This is a genomic window from Billgrantia kenyensis, assembly GCF_013697085.1.
Classification (GTDB): domain Bacteria; phylum Pseudomonadota; class Gammaproteobacteria; order Pseudomonadales; family Halomonadaceae; genus Halomonas; species Halomonas kenyensis.
In genome coordinates this window covers 60,068-76,117 of record NZ_JACEFT010000018.1, presented here as the reverse complement: position 1 = coordinate 76,117, position 16,050 = coordinate 60,068, and the positions used below count along the sequence as shown (strand labels likewise).

The window sequence follows — 16,050 nt, the reverse complement described above, 5'->3', positions numbered from 1 at the left end:
TCACCTCACGGGTACGAAAACGGGGGCGCCGTCGATCTCGGCGGTGGCCAGACGCTGGCCATAGAGCCGCTCCAGGGCGGCGGGCACCAGCATCTGCCTTGCCGGCCCCCAACACGCCTCGCCGTCGGGATAGAGCAGCAGCAGGTGATCGCACCAGCGCGCCGCCAGGTTGAGATCGTGCAGGCACATCATCACCGCCCGGCCCTCGGCGGCCTGCTCGGCGAGCAGGGCCATCACCGCGCTCTGGTGATGCAGATCGAGATGGTTGGTGGGCTCGTCGGCGAGCCAGATATGCGGCGCCTGGGTCAGCACCGTGGCGATGGCCAGGCGCTGGCGTTCGCCGCCCGAGAGCGTACTGACCAGACGCTCGGCCAGGTGCGCGACGTCGAGGCGCTCGAGGGCCGCCTCGGCCAGGCGCAGGTCCTCGCCGCTCTCCATCTGCCACGCCGAGAGCCAAGGATGACGACCAATCAGCGCGGTCTCGCGCACCGTGGCGGGAAAGCCATCATGACGCTCCTGGAACACCAGTCCCAGGGTACGCGCCACCTGCCGCCGGCCCAGCGCCGCCAGCGGGCTGCCGTCGATCAGCACCTGGCCACGGCGAGCGGCACGCAGCCCGGCCAGGGTGTGCAGCAGGGTGGTCTTGCCGGCACCGTTGGGACCCAGGACGCCCCACACCTGCCCCGGCTCGACGCTTAGCGCGAGTGCTCGTCCATCGCGCCGCCCCGGCACGTCGATCACCAGCTCGCGGGTCTCGAGGCGGTTCATCAGCGGCTCCGGTACAGCAGATAGAGGAAGGTGGGCACGCCGAGCAGCGCGGTAATCACCCCCACCGGCAGCTGCTCCGGGGCGATCATGGTGCGCGCCAAGGTGTCGGCCAGCACCAGCAGGGCGCCGCCGGCCAGGGCACAGGCCGGCAGGATCAGGCGCTGGTCGTTGCCCAGTACCAGGCGCAGCATGTGCGGCACCACCAGGCCGACGAAGCCGATGCTGCCGGCGGTGGTCACCGCGGTGGCGGTGAGCACGCTGGCGACGAGATAGATGGTCCACTCCAGTGGGCGCACGTTGACGCCCAGGGCCGCCGCCTGAAGTGGGCCTCGGGCCATGACGTTGAGGCTGCGCCCCAGCGGCAGCAGCAGCAGGCAGATGAGCAGCAGCAGCGCCAGCGGCGGCCAGGGGGAGCGCGAGTAGGAGAGATCGCCCATCAGCCAGTAGAGCATGCCGGGCAGTCGCTCGGCGGGGCTTATCGCCAGCATCAGGGTGATCACCGCGCCCCAGCCAGCGGCCACTACCACGCCGGTGAGCAGCAACCGCGAAGGGGTCCAGCTGCCGGTACCGTGGGCCAGGCCGAACACCAGCAGCGTGGAGAGAAAGGCCCCGGCGAAGGCGGAACCGGTGATCACCGCCCCGCCCAGCCCCGCCAGCATCGCCGCCAGCGCCCCGACCGAAGCGCCGCCGGAGAGGCCCAGCACATAGGGGTCGGCCAGGGGGTTGCGCAGCAGCACCTGCATCAATGCCCCGGCCACGGCGAGCAGGCCGCCCACGGCGAAGGCCGAGAGCGAGCGCGGTACCCGCAGGTCGAGGATCAGGGTGCGCGCCAGGGGGCTGCCCTCGCCGCGAGCGACCGCCCATACGTCGCCTAGCGACACGGCGGCGCTGCCCACCGTGACCGACAGCAGTAGCGCCGCCAGCCCCAGCAGCGCCAACGTGGCCAGCGGCGGCCACAGCGAGCGCCGGGGCATGACCATGCCGGCCTCAGCGCTTGCCGCGGGCATGGTCGAGCTGCTCGCAGAACAGGCGGCTGCCTTCCAGCAGCCGCGGCGTGGGGCGCTGAATCAGCGAGGGCGGCACGAAGTAGAGGTTGTCGCGTTCGACGGCGGTCATGCTGGGGTACTGCTGCCAATGGGTCAGCCAGCCGCGGTTCTCCTCGCCCATGCCACCGGCCAGGATCGCCTCCGGGTCGGCGGCCAGCACCGACTCGTCGTCGATGCGCGGCACCAGTCGCGGCAGCTCGCCAAAGACGTTGACCCCGCCGCACATCGATACCACCTGGCCGATCAGGTGCTCGTCGTTGATGGTCATCAGCGGCTCGTCCCACACCTGGTAGAAGACCGAGACCGGCTCGGCGTCGGCGTAGCGCTCAGCCAGCGCCGCCATGCCGTCGCGGAACTCGGCGGCGACACGCTCCCCCTCCTCGCGGGTAGCGGCCAGCCGCGCCAGACGCTCGATGGCGCTGGAGACGCCCTCGAAGTCCCGCGGCTCGATGTAGAACACCGGCATGCCCAGCGCCTCGATGGTCTCGAGCTGCTCGGGCGGGTTGCCGGTCATCCAGCCGATCACCAGGTCGGGGGACAGCGTCACCAGGGCCTCAAGATCCATGCGGGTATGGCTGCCCACCGACTGGACCTCCTGCGCCTCGGGCGGGTAGTCGCTGTAGGCCACCACCGCCACCACCTTCTCCCCCGCCCCGGCGGCGTAGACCAGCTCGGTGGCGCCGGGCGAGAGCGCGGCGATACGCTCGGCGGGCTGCTCGAGGCACACCTCGCGGTCGCGGTCGTCGATGGCACACGGTGAAGCGGCACGCGTCTCGCCGGCTACCGGCCCCGACAGGGCCAGCGCCAGCAGGGCAGCGACAGCGGGGCCCGAGGCCCCGCCGAAGCGCCTGCTACTGGCCGAAGTGAACACTGACGAAGGCCGCGCGGCCGGCGTTGATGTAGTCACGAGCGGTCTCGTACTCCTTGTCCAGGGCATTCTCGACCGTCAGGCGGGCCGACCACATGGGCGCGAACGCCCAGCCGGCGCGCAGGTTGACCAGGCCGAAGCCGCTGATGCGATCCTCGTTGGCCGCATCGTCGTAGCGGTAGCCCTGCAGGATCCAGGAGCCGCCCAGCGACCAGTCGCCCAGTTCGCGGTCGACGTCGAAGCGCGCACTCTGACCGGCACGGCGCTGGATGCGATTGCCCGCATTGGCGCCGCTGCGATTTTCCGGGTCGAGCCAGGTCAGCGCTGCCGCGAGCGTCCAGTCATCGATCTCCGCCCCTGCCGAGAGTTCGATACCGCGGATGCGGGCCTCGGCAACGTTCTGCGGCGCCAAGAAGCCACCTTCGGCCGGCGCCCAGGCAATCATGTCATCGAGATCGGTCTGGTAGGCCGCCAGGTCCCAGTACCAGGACTGATAGCTGCCACGCAGACCGACTTCGACCGTCTCGGACGTCTCCGCCTCAAGGTCGGGATTGCCCGAATTCGGCCAATAGAGATCATTGAAGGTGGGCGCCCTGAAGGCGGTACCGTAGCTGGCCCGCAGCGTATGGGAGCCATCCAGGTCATAGCCCAGCGCCAGGCTGCCGGTGACCTCCTCGCCATAGGCCTCGTTGTCGTCATAGCGCAGGCCTGCCTGCAGCGCAAAGGGAGCAAAATCGAGCAGCCCCTGGGCGAAAACGGCCGTATTGTCACGGCGGCTCTCATCGAAATCCGTGGTCCCCGAGACCCGGTCTTCGCTGTACTCGGCGCCGGCGACCAGCTCGTGCAATCCGAACGCCAGGGTATTCTGCCAGCGGGCCGTCTGGGTGCGCGTCTCGATGAGAGAGGGGAATGCCGTATTGAAGGTGTCGAGTTCGTCACGCGCCTCGCTGAGGGTCAGGCGACTGGTCCAGCGATCAGTCATCGGCAGCTCGGCATAGACACCGGCCACCTGCTGGACGAAGTCGCTCTCCCCGCCATCGAACTCGTTGCTACCACGAGCCCGCAGCGCCAGCACACCCAGCTCACCCCCGCCGTCGAAGGTATGGGAGAGCCGCGCCAGACCGGTGGTATTGTCATAGCCTTTGTCCTCGCCATCGCGGCGCACCGGGGTGCCGTCGGTGTCGAAGCGGCTGCCGGCGAAGCTGTAGTGGGTGCCGCCGCTGCTGCCGGAGAGGGTGGCGCTGTAGCGCTGGGTATTGAAGGAGCCGCCGCCCACCGACACGCTCGGGTGGGGGCCGCCCTCCTGGGCCCCGTGGGTGAAGAGCTGCACTACGCCCCCCACTGCATCGGCGCCGTAGAGGCTGCCTCTGGGGCCGCGGACGATCTCGGCGCGCTGGAACATACGCGGGTCGAGATAGTGCCAGGCCGCACCGCCAGCCGTGGCAGAGCGCAGGCGAATGCCGTCGATCATCAGCACCGTCGACTCGTTGCCGGTACCCCGCAGGTAAACGCTGCTGTTCTTGCCGAAGCTGCCGCTGGTGGTCACGTCCACCCCCGGCTGGCCGCGGAAGAGGTCGGTCACGCTGGTGGGGTCCTGGCGGCGCAGGGTGGCCTCGTCGAGAAGAGTCACCGAAGAGAGCGTCTCATCGGCGGTACGCGGCGCCAGGGTGGCAGTAACCACCATGGGGTTGAGCGCAGCGGTGTCGGTGTCTTCGGCGGTGGTGGTCTGGGCTTGAACGGCCAGAGGAAGTGCGGCCAGGCCGAAGGCGGCCAGGCCCTGCGCGGCCATGTATTGCTTGGTTTTCATTTTGATTCCCTTGCTCGCCGTGCCTACCCGCACGGTCTTCTAGGCGAAGCCGGGGCGGCATGAAGGGGATCGAGAAAGGGAGAAAAACGGCCCTGCCTCGAGATTGCCCACCGCAACCCGGCAAATTACCTCAGGCCGGTCTCCGGGCTGACGAGCGAAGCGAAACGCTTCTGGGCCATCGCCTTCCCATGCCGAAGCACAGTGGCGTATTGATGGACCCACACTCGATCACCGTTGCGGGGGCAGCGTCGGAGTGCGCACTCTTCGACTCAGAAGAGGGTCACCGACTTCCCGTTTAACCTCGATAGCACGATTGAGGCACCTGAGAGTGGGCGTAAGCTAGCAACAGGCGCGGCGTGCGTCAACGCATCGTTGCGTTCAGGGTGATATGGATCAACGACTTAGCTCTTTCACCAGCCCATTCCAGACGTACCAGACCCGCTCGCAGCGGGCCGCGGCGTCCTGGGCCAGCCAGCCGTTGAGGTCGCGCAGGCGCCTGTTCTCCCGGCCGATCGGCACGATGCCGCGGCCCATTTCGAGCAGGATCAGCACCGCCTCGCCACCCCATTCGGCCTCCCAGGCATGCAGCGCGTCGAGCTCCCGCATCATGGCCCGGCGCAGCCGGTCGTCGTTCGGTTCATCGGCGAGCTGCTCGGCGATCCAGCACTCCCAGCCCTCCAGCACCAGGCAGCGCGCCGCGCCCCGCGAACGCCAGGCTTCGAGCCGGCACCCGGCATGGGCGGAGTGCCAATGCGGAGCGTCAAAGCGCTGCGTTACGGCGTCGCGCTTGCCGGCACAGGTACCGCCGATGAAGAGCTGCATTGCCAGCCCTCCCCGTCATGAATGAAAGTAAATCGGCGCCCTTCTGCCTGAACGACGCCGCCCTCCCAGAAGCCAATGCCCTCGAAGCGGCGGCGCAGCTCGCGGGTCACGCCGCCATGGCAGACCACGAGCGTGCGATGGTGGCCGTGTGGCGAGCAACCATCCACGAGGTCGGTGAACCAGGCGTCAAGCCGTCGGCGCAGGTCGGCGGTGGACTCGCCGCCGGGCGGCGGCTGCCTGCCTTCGCTGTCGATCCAGGTGCGATAGAAGGGCTGCGATTTCAACTCATCGTAGGTGCGCCCCTCATAGTCGCCAAAGTCGAGCTCGCGCAGGCGCGCATCGAAGTGCGTCGGCCAGGCCCTCTCGCGCCCTTCGATCACGTGCGCCAGGGTCTGCCGGCAGCGGGTCAGGTCGCTGCAGTGCACGGCGTCGAAGATCTGCTTCTCCAGCTCCCCCCGCAGCCGGTCGAGGCCCGGCAGGGCGTCGGGCAGCAGCAGCGGGATGTCGCGCTGCCCCTGGTAGCGACGCTCGCGATTCCACTGCGTCACCCCGTGACGAACGACCACCAGCTCCAGGCGACCAGCAGCAGCCATAGCTCTCCTCCCTCGATTGCGGTTCCGACGATATCGCCGTTGATGCCCTTGAAGGCACGCAGCATGCCCCAGGCATAGAGCATCAGGAACGGCGCCAGTGCAAGGCACAGCCACATCCCACCCGGCACCAGCACGGCCAGCGGCAGCAACGGCAACACCGCGAACCAGAGATCCCGCGGCGCCAGGTCACGCTGCCAACTGGCGGCCATGCCCTCGGGCCGCGCCGCCGGAGCCAGCACCAGCAGCGCCACGGCAGAAAAGCGCCCCAGCCCCAGAATCATCACCAACAGCAGCAGGCTGGCCCCGGCGTCGAGCAGCACGAACAGCAGCGCGGCCTTCCACAGCAGCAGGAACACCAGCGCCAGGATACCGAAGCTGCCGACATGAGGGTCCTTCATGATCTCCCATTTGCGCTCCAGCGGCGCGTTGCTGCCCAGGGCGTCGGCCACGTCCATCAGGCCGTCCAGGTGCAGCCCACCGGAGAGCGCCACCCACAGCGTGAGCAGCGCCAGTGCCAGCAGGGCGTCGGGCAGCAAGTTCTCGAGCAGCGCGGCGGCCACTGCCAGGAGGCCGCCGAGCAGCATGCCCACCAGCGGATAGCAGCGCACCGCCCAGCGCCGGGTGGCCGGCGTCCAGGGGCAGGCGAAGGGCAGCGGCAGCCGGGTCAGGAACTGCAGCGCCAGCACCAGGCCGTAGGCGGCGTCTTTCATGATGGCTCTCCATCACGGCGTTTCCACACCAGCGGCAGCCCGGCCATCACCTGGATCACCTCGTCCGCCTCCTGTGCCACCAGGCAGTGGACTCGCTGCAGAAAGGCCAGGTAGCGCCATACTTCGGCGTCCTCAGGGGGCATGCCCTCGTTGACGTCGTTGGAGACGATCACCAGCGCCACGTCGCGTCGCCGGGCCTCGGACAGCAGGCGCTCGAGCATGGCAATGCCCTGCGCCTCGGCAAGCTCGCTGGAATAGAGCAGTTGGCTGGCCCATAGGGTCAGGCAGTCAAGCAGCAGCGTGCTGCCCGGCTCCACCCGCTCGAGAGCGGCGATGAGACCCACCGGCTCCTCCAGGGTGATCCAACCCTCGCCCCGGGCTTGCCGATGGCGGCCGATGCGGGCCTGCCACTCGCCGTCGCCGCCGCTCCTGGCGGTCGCCAGGTAGTAGCGCGCTCCGCCCCGCTCGGCCTGCCAGCGTCGTGCCAGAGCTTCGGCATGAGTGCTCTTGCCGGAGCGCGCCCCGCCGCTGATGAAAGCGATCATGGATTTCTCCAGCGGGCGATGGCCTCGACCAGCGCCCGGTTCTCCAGCCGCGAGCGCACCGCCACCCGCAGCCAGGCGCCCTCGAGACCGATGAAATTGTGGGTATGGCGCGCCAGGATGCCGCAGCGCGCCAGGTGTGCCAGCAGCGCCGGCATCGACTCGCCGTGCGCATCCCTGAACAGCAGGAAGTTGGCGTGGGAAGGCACGACATCGAGCCCCAGCGCCTCGAGCTCGCCCTGCAGCCAGGGCCGCTCGGCGTCGAGCCAGGCGCGGGTCCGAGCAAGATAGTCACGATCCGCCAACAGCGGCGCGACCAGACCCGCCGCCAGGGCGTTGACGCTCCACGGCGGCTGCAGCTCGCCGATACGCTCTACCGCTGTGGCCGAGCCCAGCAGGTAGCCCAGCCGCAGGCCGGGAATGGCGTACAGCTTGGTCATCGAGCGCAGCAGCAGCAGGTTGTCGAAGCGGGCCAGCAGCGGCGTGAGCCGCTCGTCCGGCGTGACGAAATCGACGAAGGCTTCGTCCACCACCAGCGTGGCACCATGGTGCTGGCCTGCCGCCAGCAGGTGCTCGATGATCTCTCGCCCGAGCAGCGTGCCGGTGGGGTTGTTGGGGCGGCACAGAAACAGCGCGGCGGCATCGCGCATGGCCTCAGCGGCACTCGCCTCGTCCAGCGCAAAGCTCCCCGGAGCCAGCTCTACGTGCTCCACGGCGATGCCGTAGTGGCGGCAGGCGCGCGCATACTCGCCGAAGGTAGGCTGCACGATCGTGGCCCGGCTCACCCCCTGACTGGCCAGCAGCGCCGCAGCGAGGAAGATCGCCTCGGCGCCGCCGTTGGTCAGCCGCACCTGTTCGGCGGGCAGACCTTCGGCGCGGGCGATGGCCTCTCGCGCCTCGCGATAGTCGGGGTCGGGATAGAGGGCGAGTTCCGCCACGCTGGCGGCGAGCTGCTGCGCCAGCCACACCGGCGGCCCCAGCGGGTTGAGATTGGCGCTGAAGTCGATGATCTCATTGTCGCCAGCGAGGCCGAAGCGCGGCAACAGCTGCTCCGGACGCCCGCCATGGCTCGGCCAGTCGCTCATGCGTCCCTCCCCTCGCTCATATCCATGCGCTCCACGTCCCGGCCATTCCCGCCATCATCAGGAAGAAGACCACCCAGGCGCCGTGCATGTAAGCCACGGCACGCCGGACATGGTCGACTCGCAGCGGCTCACAGGGCTCACCCATCAGTGCCCGCTCGGACACCTGCCCAGCGTAATGATTGACGCCGCCGAGCTGCACGCCGAGCAGGCGCGCCATCATACCCTCGGGCCAGCCGGCATTGGGGCTGGGGTGGCCCGGCGCGTCACGCCAGGTGCCGGCCAGCGCTCCCTGTCTACGCGCCCCCGGCAGCGCCAGGGCGGCCAGCCACATGCTCAGGGCGGTGAGCCGGGCCGGCACCCAGTTGGCCAGGTCGTCTAACTTGGCCGAGGCGTAGCCGAAGTCGGCGTAGCGCTCGCTGCGGTGGCCGACCATGGAGTCCAGCGTGTTGACCGCCTTGTAAGCCAGCACCTGCGGCGCCCCGCCGAGAAGCGCCCAGAACAGCGGCGCGGTGATGCCGTCGACCGTGTTCTCGGCCACGGTTTCCACCGTGGCGCGGGTGGTCCCGGCCTCGTCGAGGGCCTCAGTATCGCGCCCCACGATCATCGACACCGCACGGCGCGCAGCATCGAGGTCACCCTGGGCCAACGGACCCGCCACCGCGAAGGCAGCATCGCGCAGCCCCTTGATCGCCAGCGCGCTGGCCAGCAGCAGCAGTTCGCCGATGAGTCCCAGCCAGGGATGCAGCCCGGCGAGCAGCGTCAGCACGCCCCAGGCCAAGGCATAGGTCAGCCCCACCACGCAGCCGGTGAGCAGAAAGCCCTTGAGCCGGCGAGCCCGGGGCGAGCCCCGGTTCCAGCGGCGCTCCAGCGCTTCGATCAAGCGCCCCATGGCAACCACCGGGTGCGGAAGCCAGCGCGGGTCGCCGATCAGCAGGTCCAGCACAATGGCCCCTAGCAGCAGCGCCAGCAGGGCCAGGCTCAGCGGCTCGGTGCTCATGCTTCGGCGCTCATGACTCGAGGGCAGCGCCAGCCACCCCGGCCGAATCGAAGGTGGCCATCTCACTCAGCATGCGGCAGGCGGCTTCCAGCAGCGGGAAGGCGAGCGCCGCTCCGGTGCCCTCGCCCAGGCGCAGCTGCATGTCGAGCAGCGGCTCGGCGTCGAGCAGTTCCAGCGCCACGTCGTGCCCCGGCTCGCAGGAGCGGTGGCCAAAGATCAGGTAGCCGCGCAGGGCGGGCTGGAGCCGGCAGGCCACGAGCGCCGCCACCGTGGCAATGAAGCCGTCGACCAGGATTGGCATACGTCGGGCCGCCGCGCCCAGGTAGGCGCCGGCCATGGCGGCAATCTCCAAGCCGCCGAGCTTGGCCAGCACCTCGAGCGGCCGGGCCGGGTCCGGCTGGCGCGCCGCCAGCGCCCCTTCGATCACCCCGGCCTTGTGGGCCAGGCGCGAGATATCGATCCCGGTACCTTGCCCCACCAGGCGGGTCACCGGTCGTCCGCTCAGGGCAGCCAGCAGGGCGCTACTGGCGGTGGTGTTGGCGATGCCCATCTCGCCGACGATCAGGCAGCGGCAGCCGGCGTCGTGGCTGCGCCCGGCGGCGCGCATGCCGACTTCGATGGCCCGCGCCGCCTCGGCCTGGCTCATGGCGTCCTCGCGGGCGAAGTTGGCGGTGCCGGGGCGCACCTTGTCGATGACCACGCCGTCGCCTTCGACGACTCCTTTCACGCCCACGTCGACGACTTCGAGCCGCGCGCCGATCTGGCGGGCAAAGACATTGATGGCAGCGCCGCCGGCGGAAAAGTTGGCCACCATCTGCGTCGTGACCTCCTGGGGAAAGGCCGACACGCCCTCGTCGGCCACACCATGATCGGCGGCGAACACGATCACCCCGGGGGGGCTCACCCTGGGTGAAGCATTGCCGCTCATGCCGGCCAGCGACTTGGTCAGGGCCTCGAGGCGCCCCAGGCTGCCAGGGGGTTTGGTGAGGTTGTCGAGGCGTGCCTGCACGGCGGTGGCAAGTGAGTCATCGACCGGCACGATGGCGGCCAGGGTATCGGCAAGCATGAGCGTTTCCTGATAGGGCGTGGGGCAGCCGCCATCTTAACAGGCTGGCTCGGCCTGTCACGGCGCCGTGCCCAGCGCTCCCACCTGTCGGCTCTGCGGTGGCTGCTCGGGCTCCCGCTCGCCGGCCAGGGCCAGGCGTGCCGAATTCGCCACCACGCTGAGCGAGCTGGCCACCATGGCCAGTACCGCCACCAGAGGCGGAATCGGCATGGCCACCGCCAGCCCCAGCGCCAGCAGGTTGTAGACCCCGGAGAGCACCAAGTTCTGGCGCATCACCCGGCGCGTGCGGCGTGCCAGGCGCCAGGCCACCTCGACCCCGGCCACCCCGGGCTTCAGCAGCGCCACGCTGGCCCCCTCCTGCACCGTGGTATTGGCACCCAGCGGCGCCACGCCGACGCTGGCGGTGGCCAGCCCCACCACGTCGTTGAGCCCGTCGCCCACGTAGAGCGACGGCTGGGGCATGGCCGCCAGCAGCTTGGCCTTGGCCTCGGGGCTGCGCCCGGCATAGCACTCTTCCGCCTTGATACCCACGGCATCCGCCAGCCGCCTCACCGCCGACGCCCGGTCACCGCTGATCAGGGCCAGGGCGAGCCCCTCTCGGCGCAGCTCTGCCAGCGTCTCGCTAGTACCGGGCAGGGCCGTCTCGCCCAGGGTGAAGCGGGCCAGCAGGTTTCCGTCGCAGGCCAGCAGTACTTCGCTCTCTCCCGAGTCGCCGGCCTGCTCGGTGGCAACGCCCTGCTCGGCGAGCCAGGTACGGCTGCCCAGCCGCAGCTCTCGCCCGTCGCCAAGCGCAACCTGCCGGCCCCGGCCGCCGACCTCTTCGGCCTGCACGATGTCGAGCTCCCCGCCCGCCCCGGCATCCTGGGCCCCTCGGGCATCTCGCACATCTTGAACATAGCGGCGCACGGCCCGCGCCAACGGATGCTCGCTGCCGCGTGCCGCCACGGAAGCCAGCGCCAGCAGCTCCGGTTCAGACAAACCGGCTGCCGAGTGCATGGCCTGCACCTGCGGCTCCCCGGCGGTGAGCGTGCCGGTCTTGTCGAAGGCGGCGCTGCGAATCCGCGCCAGCGTCTCGAAGGCACCCGGGTCGCGGATCACCACGCCGCGCTCCAGTGCCTGACCGCTGCCCGCCAGGCCGGCCAGGGGAATCGCCAGACCCACGGCGCAGGGGCAGGCTACCACCAGCACCGATAGCGCCCTCACCCAGGCCTCCTCGATCGGCACGCCGGCCAGCCAGGTGGCCACCAGGGTGAACAGCGCCAGCACCACCGCCAGGGGGCTGAGCCAGCCGGCGAAGCGATCCGCCAGCCGCTGCAGCTCGCCCTTGCGCGCCTGTTGCCACCACATCTGCTCGCGCAGCCGGTCCAGACGACACTCGCCAGCGGGCGCAGTGACCTCGAAGACCAGCGCCGCACCGAGATTACGGCAGCCGGCCGCTACGGCATCGCCCGGCAGGCAGCGCCGCGGCGCGCTTTCACCGGTCAACGGCGAGAGGTCGAGCAGCGCCTCGGCATCGCTGAGGGTGCCGTCCAGCGGCAGCGCTTCGCCGGATTCGACGCGCAGCCGGTCGCCCACCGCCACGCTATCCAGCGCACAGGGCTGCCAGGCATCCGCCTCCCAGCGCTGCACCTGCGTCGGCGGCCGATGCAACGCCTGGAGCGCACGCAGCCCGCGATGGCGGCACAGGGTTTCCACCAGCCGGCCGACCAGCAGCAGCGTGACCAGCATCACGGCGGTATCGAAATAGACCTCGGGCGAGCCGCGCGCCAGCAGCCACAGCGATACGCCCACCGCTGTCAGCGCGCCCAGCGCCACCAGCGCATCCATGCCGGGTCGCCACGCCCGGGCCGTGCGCCAGCCGGCGCGGTAGAACGGCAGCGCCACGTAGGTGACGACCGGCAGGGCGAACGCGCCCGAGACCCAGGCCATGATCAGGTCGAGTTCCGCCCTGGGCATGGCACCGGCATAGATCAGCAGCGAAGCGAGCATGGTCCACATGCCGAAGGCCACGGCCATGAGCAGCCGCAGGGTGAGATAGCGGCTCTCGGCATCGAGTCGCGCTTCGGCATCGCCGATCGCTTCCGGGGGACCGAGGCGGTAGCCGAGCCGGCTCAAGGCAGCCGCCAGCCGCGCTTCTTCGAGCGCCTGGGGCTGCCCCTGCACCAGCAGGGTGGCACTGGGGTAGTGCACGCTGGCGGCGCTGACGCCGGGCATGCGCGCCAGCTGCGCCTCGACGGCCAGGGCGCAGCTGGTGCACCACAGGCCCTGGACCGAGTAGAGCGCCTCGCCCTGGCGCTCGAATTGACTGTCGGAGATGGCATCCATACGAAAAGCGTAAGGGAAACCCGAGACGAATGCCCGCGAGATGGCACCGTTCACGATTGGCACGCCTGCCAAAGCCGCCATATACTGGGTATAAATACAGTGAATTGGAGGCTCGCCATGCCCAACTTCGACATCAAGCAAGCGCGCAAGGGCCGCGGCGCCACCTACAACCCCAGCAACCGTTTCGCCCCCACCCACAGCGAAACGGTGGACGACGGCTGGTGGCAGGAGGAGATGCCGACGCGCCTGGCCACGGTGGTCAGCGAGGAGCGGGCGCGCAGCGCGCTGGCGTGGAACGACTCTCCCGACCTGGCCTTCGACCGCTCGCTCAACCCCTACCGCGGCTGCGAGCACGGCTGCATCTACTGCTATGCGCGACCGAGCCATGCCTACTGGGACATGTCACCGGGCATCGACTTCGAGACCCGGCTGATTGCCCGCAGCGGCCTGGTGGATCGCCTTCGCGAGGAGTTCTGCAAACGCAGCTACGAATGCCGCCCCATTGCCTTCTCCGGCAACACTGACTGCTATCAGCCGCTGGAGGCAGAGCGCGGCACCAGCCGCGAAATACTGGATTTCCTGCTCAAGTGCCGCCACCCGGTATCGATCATCACCAAGAGCGCGCTGATCCTGCGCGACCTGGACCTGCTAGGGGAATTGGCCCGCCAGCGGCTGGTGCGGGTCTCGATCAGCCTGACCAGCCTGGACACCGAGCTCAAGCGCAGCCTGGAGCCGCGGGCCGCCTCCCCCACCGCGCGCCTGCGCACCGTGCAGCGCCTGCACGAGGCCGGCATTCCGGTGGGAGTGATGGTGGCGCCGGTGATACCGGGCTTGACCGACCATGAGCTGGACCGCCTGCTGGCAGCGGCACGGGACGCCGGCGCACAGTGGGCCGGCTGGACGCTGCTGCGCCTGCCACGGGAAGTGGCGCCGCTGTTCGAGGATTGGCTCGAAGCCCACTACCCCGAGCGGGCACGCAAGGTGATGAGTCTGGTGCGGCAGAGTCGCGGCGGTGCCGACTACGACAGCCGCTTCGGCAAGCGCATGCGCGGCGAGGGGGTATTCGCCGAGCTGATCGCCCAGCGCTTCGACAAGATCTGCCGGCGGCTGGGCCTCAACGACCCCGCCACCAGCGAATCGCGGCAGCTCGACGTGACCGCGTTCCGCCCGCCGCGAGCCCAGGGCGAGCTGTTCGAGTGACGGCTCAAGGCACGATGACGGCGGCCCCCGTGAGGCGGCCATCACGCAGATCGCTCAGCGCCTGGTTGGCCCGTTCCAGCGGGTAGGCGCGCGTCTCGGTGCGAATCGGCACCGTAGGCGCCAAGGCCAGAAACTCCTCGCCGTCCTGGCGGGTGAGGTTGGCCACCGACTTGACGCTGCGCTCCTGCCACAGCAGGCGATAGGGAAAGGCGGGAATGTCGGACATGTGGATACCGCCGGAGACCACCGTGCCCCCCGGGCGTACCTGCGCCAGGGCCAGGGGCACCAGCTCTCCCACCGGCGCAAACAGCAGCGCGGCATCGAGGGGCTCCGGCGGCGCCTGGTCGGCATCGCCGGCCCAAACGGCCCCGAGCCGCCGGGCGAAGGCCTGGGCCGCGTCGTCGCCCGGCCGGGTGAAGGCATACACTCGCTGCCCGCGCGCCACGGCGAGCTGGACGAGGATATGCGCGGCGGCGCCGAAACCGTAGATCCCCAGGCGCCGGTTGTGCTCGCCTCCGGCCAGACGCCAGGTGCGATAGCCGATCAGCCCCGCACATAGCAGCGGTGCTGCGGCCTGGGCGTCTTCCGCCATCATGGGGAAACAGTAGCGGGCATCCGCGACGCCGTACTCGGCGTAGCCGCCATCGAGGGTATAGCCGGTAAATCGCGCTTGGTCACATAAATTCTCGCGACCGGCCAGGCAGGCCTCGCACTCGCCGCAGGTCCATCCCAGCCAGGGTACGCCGATGCGCATGCCCGGAGAGAGGTGTTCGACGCCCTCCCCCAACAGGGTGATTTCCCCAATAATCTCGTGTCCAGGCACCAGCGGCAGGGAGGGGGAGTCAAGCTCGCCGTCGACCACATGCAGGTCGGTGCGGCACACGCCACAGGCCAGCACGCGGAGCTGTACCTGCCCTGCCCCGGGCTCCGGTCTGGGCACGATATCCAACTGCAGCGGATGGCCGGGGGCATGCAGTCGCATGGCACGCATCTGGGTCATGGCAGGCTCCCTCGAGTTGGCTTTCTTCTCTCGGGAGCATAGCCCAGCGCCACGGCTGAGATCAGCCGACCGCAACCTCGTAGCCGGTGAACTTGCGCAGGTTGATCACCCCGGTATCCAGAATCAGGTACTGCCCCTTGAGTCCCAGCAGGGTGCCGGCCGCCTCGGCCTTCTTGTCGAAGTTGTGCGAGACGATCTTGCGCGGGAACTCCAGCACCGGGTATTCGAAGCTCACTGGCCTCTCATCGAGAACATGCAGGAAGTCGGCACCGAAGCGCTCGCGGAGGCCCGACAGCCCGCCGTCCAGGCTCGCCAACAGGCGATCGCGCTCGGCTTGCAGGTCCAGTGGTTCGACCTCCCCCTTCAACATGGCACGCCAGTTGGTCCGGTCGGCCACCTGTTCCTTGAACAGTACCTCCACCAGGCCGGACTGCTGCCGGGTTTGCACCTCGAGGATCGGCAGCGCCTGGATCGCGCCCTGGTCGAGCCAGCGGGTCGGCACCTGGGTCCCTCGGGTGATGCCAACCTTGAGGCCGGAGGAGTTGGCGAGATAGATCACGTGGGGCTGGAAACAGTGTCGCTCGGCCCATTCCGGCTCGCGGCACGTGCCGGCATCGAAGTGGCAGGTCTCGGGCTTGACGATGCAGGTATCGCACTGGGCCAACTTCTTGAAGCAGGGGTAGCAATAACCCTGGGCAAAGCTCTTCCTGGTCGCCCGGCCGCAGTGAGTGCAGGCGATCGACCCGGTCCACTCCAGCCGCAGCGGCTGGCCGAGCCGCGCGTTCAGGTCGAGGCGATGCTCGCCGGCACGCAGCGTGTAGCGCACCGCGCCGCCCTGCTCGCCCGGTGCGATGGCCATCTTGCTCAGGCAGCCCTGCACCGCGGGCGCGACCTCGATCATGCCGTTATCAATCACGTGACGCATCCCGAGCTAGTCCAGCTAACTCCGGCGGTACGTCAGTGCCGCTGCTGGCACTGCCGCAGGTACGCTGTTGCAGGTAGCCGACCCGCTGTTCCTCGGGCACGTGGTTCTCGTACTCGTAGCGAATCACCGCCTCGAGGCAGAGCTCGGTCTGCTCTGCGGTCAGCATGCGCCCGTCCGGCCATTTGCGCAGCGCCACCGCCTGCTTGAGGCTCTCGTAGACGGCCGGCGTCATCTGCCGGATCATGCGCTCGAAGGTCATATCGCTCATTGGGAACTCTCTCATAGGGGAAACGCTG

General features: G+C 69.4%; 16 protein-coding genes and 1 riboswitch. Of the genes, 1 reads left to right on the top strand and 15 read right to left on the bottom strand.

Annotated features, from left to right (window positions below; all coding sequences use genetic code 11):
* From H1D44_RS14135 to H1D44_RS14080, 12 genes are all read right to left on the bottom strand, one after another.
* On the bottom strand, positions 1-768 hold the full coding sequence (locus H1D44_RS14135; RefSeq protein ID WP_181515495.1) for an ABC transporter ATP-binding protein: 768 nt from the start codon (positions 766-768) through the stop codon (positions 1-3).
* On the bottom strand, positions 768-1,775 hold the full coding sequence (locus H1D44_RS14130; protein WP_238984534.1) for a FecCD family ABC transporter permease: 1,008 nt from the start codon (positions 1,773-1,775) through the stop codon (positions 768-770). Before H1D44_RS14130 ends, H1D44_RS14135 begins: the two co-directional genes overlap by 1 nt.
* Positions 1,756-2,625 carry a cobalamin-binding protein gene (locus H1D44_RS14125; protein ID WP_238984540.1) on the bottom strand — a complete coding sequence of 290 codons (870 nt, stop codon included), beginning with the start codon at positions 2,623-2,625 and terminating at the stop codon, positions 1,756-1,758. The genes H1D44_RS14130 and H1D44_RS14125 overlap by 20 nt, the downstream gene beginning before the upstream one ends.
* Before the next feature lie 40 nt (positions 2,626-2,665).
* A complete protein-coding gene (locus H1D44_RS14120) occupies positions 2,666-4,489 on the bottom strand; it encodes a TonB-dependent receptor domain-containing protein (protein ID WP_181515493.1) in 1,824 nt (607 codons plus the stop codon).
* Positions 4,490-4,605: 116 nt separating this feature from the next.
* Positions 4,606-4,830, bottom strand: a riboswitch (cobalamin riboswitch).
* A 52-nt stretch (positions 4,831-4,882) separates the two neighbouring features.
* Positions 4,883-5,311, bottom strand: a complete 429-nt coding sequence (locus tag H1D44_RS14115) for a bifunctional adenosylcobinamide kinase/adenosylcobinamide-phosphate guanylyltransferase (protein WP_181515492.1) — start codon at positions 5,309-5,311, stop codon at positions 4,883-4,885.
* Positions 5,263-5,904 carry a histidine phosphatase family protein gene (locus tag H1D44_RS14110; RefSeq protein WP_181515491.1) on the bottom strand — a complete coding sequence of 214 codons (642 nt, stop codon included), beginning with the start codon at positions 5,902-5,904 and terminating at the stop codon, positions 5,263-5,265. Before H1D44_RS14110 ends, H1D44_RS14115 begins: the two co-directional genes overlap by 49 nt.
* Complete coding sequence (cobS, locus tag H1D44_RS14105; protein ID WP_181515490.1) at positions 5,856-6,614, bottom strand: adenosylcobinamide-GDP ribazoletransferase; 759 nt, start codon at positions 6,612-6,614, stop codon at positions 5,856-5,858. Before cobS ends, H1D44_RS14110 begins: the two co-directional genes overlap by 49 nt.
* Positions 6,611-7,159: a bifunctional adenosylcobinamide kinase/adenosylcobinamide-phosphate guanylyltransferase gene (locus tag H1D44_RS14100; protein ID WP_181515489.1), complete on the bottom strand. Its 549-nt coding sequence runs from the start codon at positions 7,157-7,159 to the stop codon at positions 6,611-6,613. The genes cobS and H1D44_RS14100 overlap by 4 nt, the downstream gene beginning before the upstream one ends.
* Positions 7,156-8,241: a threonine-phosphate decarboxylase CobD gene (gene cobD, locus H1D44_RS14095; protein ID WP_181515488.1), complete on the bottom strand. Its 1,086-nt coding sequence runs from the start codon at positions 8,239-8,241 to the stop codon at positions 7,156-7,158. The genes H1D44_RS14100 and cobD overlap by 4 nt, the downstream gene beginning before the upstream one ends.
* A gap of 16 nt (positions 8,242-8,257) precedes the next feature.
* The gene (gene cbiB, locus H1D44_RS14090) at positions 8,258-9,238 is read right to left on the bottom strand and encodes an adenosylcobinamide-phosphate synthase CbiB (protein WP_181515487.1); all 981 of its coding nucleotides are present in this window, start codon (positions 9,236-9,238) and stop codon (positions 8,258-8,260) included.
* 10 nt (positions 9,239-9,248) lie between these two features.
* The gene (gene cobT / locus H1D44_RS14085) at positions 9,249-10,304 is read right to left on the bottom strand and encodes a nicotinate-nucleotide--dimethylbenzimidazole phosphoribosyltransferase (RefSeq protein ID WP_181515486.1); all 1,056 of its coding nucleotides are present in this window, start codon (positions 10,302-10,304) and stop codon (positions 9,249-9,251) included.
* Positions 10,305-10,361: 57 nt separating this feature from the next.
* Positions 10,362-12,683, bottom strand: coding sequence for a heavy metal translocating P-type ATPase (locus H1D44_RS14080; RefSeq protein ID WP_338073500.1), 2,322 nt, complete (start codon positions 12,681-12,683; stop codon positions 10,362-10,364).
* 63 nt (positions 12,684-12,746) lie between these two features.
* On the opposite strand from H1D44_RS14080, the gene H1D44_RS14075 reads away from it, so the two are divergent.
* Positions 12,747-13,829: a PA0069 family radical SAM protein gene (locus tag H1D44_RS14075; protein ID WP_181515485.1), complete on the top strand. Its 1,083-nt coding sequence runs from the start codon at positions 12,747-12,749 to the stop codon at positions 13,827-13,829.
* A 4-nt stretch (positions 13,830-13,833) separates the two neighbouring features.
* Here H1D44_RS14075 and H1D44_RS14070 read toward each other — a convergent pair whose 3' ends face one another.
* The 3 genes from H1D44_RS14070 to H1D44_RS14060 all read right to left on the bottom strand — a co-directional run bounded on the left by H1D44_RS14070 (position 13,834) and on the right by H1D44_RS14060 (position 16,022).
* Positions 13,834-14,829, bottom strand: coding sequence for a zinc-dependent alcohol dehydrogenase family protein (locus H1D44_RS14070; protein ID WP_181515484.1), 996 nt, complete (start codon positions 14,827-14,829; stop codon positions 13,834-13,836).
* Positions 14,830-14,890: 61 nt separating this feature from the next.
* Positions 14,891-15,730: a DUF2797 domain-containing protein gene (locus H1D44_RS14065; RefSeq protein ID WP_181515515.1), complete on the bottom strand. Its 840-nt coding sequence runs from the start codon at positions 15,728-15,730 to the stop codon at positions 14,891-14,893.
* 7 nt (positions 15,731-15,737) lie between these two features.
* The gene (locus H1D44_RS14060) at positions 15,738-16,022 is read right to left on the bottom strand and encodes a YeaC family protein (RefSeq protein WP_181515483.1); all 285 of its coding nucleotides are present in this window, start codon (positions 16,020-16,022) and stop codon (positions 15,738-15,740) included.
* Positions 16,023-16,050 lie beyond the last annotated feature (28 nt).